Source organism: Frankia sp. CcWB2, from assembly GCF_977927585.1.
This window is the reverse complement of record NZ_CDWRCM010000277.1, coordinates 1-1,714: the sequence shown is the minus strand read 5'-3', so window position 1 is coordinate 1,714 and position 1,714 is coordinate 1. Positions and strand designations below refer to the sequence as shown.

Here is a 1,714-nt window from a genome sequence, read left to right as displayed (position 1 = left end):
TGGGCGAGATGGCCACCACCGGGCGCCCGGGCCCGGACCGCGCGGGCCTACATCGCTCGGCTGGCGCCGCCAGCCCGGCCGCCGTCCCGGCCGCCGGGACGCCCCGCTCCGCGGCGGACAGCCCCTCGACGCTATCCCGCCCCAGTTAGCTATCCCGCCCCGGGTAGCCGTACCCGGACCTCACCATCGGAGATCCACACATCGAACCGCGGCTGGGGCGCGGTCGCGGGACCATGCACCACCGCGCCGTCCGCCACCCGGAAGGTGCTGCCGTGCCAGGGGCAGCGCAGGCAGGTGAAGCCGTCTCTTCGGATGATCTCTCCCTTGTGCAGTGGTCCGGACAGGTGGCTGCACCGGCCGGCCAGTACGTCGACGTGGTCTCCTTTCCGGAGGAGGACGACCGGCACATCCCGCAACAGCCGCACCTCGGGTCGGCCGTCCGCCAGTTCGTCCAGAAGGGCGAGCGGATGCCAACCGGGCGGCAGCAGGTGGGGTACCTCCTCGGCGTGGTTGACCCCCGACGCCTGCCGGTAAGCCAGATGACCGCCGAGGTAGGCCGACGTGCTGGCCGCGGCGAGGCCGAGCAGCGCGAGACGACGGCCGAGGCGGCTGTTGCCACGCGACCGGATGCCGAGCGAGGCGGCGTAGCAGCAGGCCGCCAGACTGTTCGTCGCGGCGTGCGCCACCCCGACCCGCAGCTGGCGCTCATGCAGCTCAGAGTAGTCGGCGAGGCCGGCGGCGGCGGCCGAGACCGCTGCGAGCAACCCCGTGGCGATCAGCACCCGGGCCGCCCGTTCGGACTCCTCGTGACGTCCCGCGAGCAGGTCCACGATCCCCGCGGAGATCCAGGTTCCGATGGGGAGTTGGGCGAGCGCCGGATGCAGCGGGTGGCCGAGCGGCACGCCGTGCAGGGTGTCCCGGATGGCGCCGTCGTGCAGGGAGCGGCGGACCATGTCACGGATCTTTACTGCCACCGGGTCGAGAGCTTCGGCCCGCTCCAGGCGTTCGGCGGGTCCGACCAACACGTTGTGGGGTATCCGCACCATGGATGCCGGTGTTCCCGCCCATCGCTGGCCGTGAACATCTGCTGGCCGTGAACATCTGCTGGCCGGAGATGCCGGGTGGCCTGATCGCGGGTTTGCTTCGTCCGTCAGCGCGCACCACTGAAACAGCGGAAAGGAACGAGAACATGGCAGTGGATCGCGGAAGCACCAAGCACGGCCCTATGCGCGACGACATCATGGCGCACGAGGTCGAGGGGCTCGTGCGGGCCGGGCGGGACACGCGGGCGGAGGAATGGCGCTCCGCTGAACCGTTCCCCGAGGAAGCGACCGGTGGCCCGCAGAACCTGGATGCCGCTGGGTCGCGGGTCGGTGCGCCGGCCGGGATGACGCCGGTGGACGTCGAGGAACGCTCCGAGCTCGCCCGCTGGCTCGGCCGGGCGGTCTTCCCCGCCAATCGTGACGAGATCATGGATCATCTACGTCATCAGCACGCCCCGGACCGGGTGGTTGACGAGGTCGCCGGTGCGCCGCCCGACATCCAGTTCACCTCGTTGGGCGCGCTGTGGCGGGTACTGCGACCCGGCCCTCCCCACGTGGAGTCACGGCGCCACTGAATCCGTCCGATGACCCGTAATATGATCAACATCATGAAGTAGTCGGTATGACGCCTGTCTCTTATACACATCTCCGAGCCCACGAGACGGATTCCT

Annotated in this window: 2 protein-coding genes; one reads left to right on the top strand and one right to left on the bottom strand. The window is 70.2% G+C overall.

Annotated elements, in window-relative coordinates; all coding sequences use genetic code 11:
• Positions 1-149: 149 nt before the first annotated feature.
• Positions 150-1,046, bottom strand: coding sequence for a Rieske (2Fe-2S) protein (locus ACY45C_RS20300; RefSeq protein ID WP_462189147.1), 897 nt, complete (start codon positions 1,044-1,046; stop codon positions 150-152).
• A 143-nt stretch (positions 1,047-1,189) separates the two neighbouring features.
• Between ACY45C_RS20300 and ACY45C_RS20295 the strand changes: the two genes are divergently transcribed.
• On the top strand, positions 1,190-1,618 hold the full coding sequence (locus tag ACY45C_RS20295) for a DUF2795 domain-containing protein (protein ID WP_462189146.1): 429 nt from the start codon (positions 1,190-1,192) through the stop codon (positions 1,616-1,618).
• Positions 1,619-1,714 lie beyond the last annotated feature (96 nt).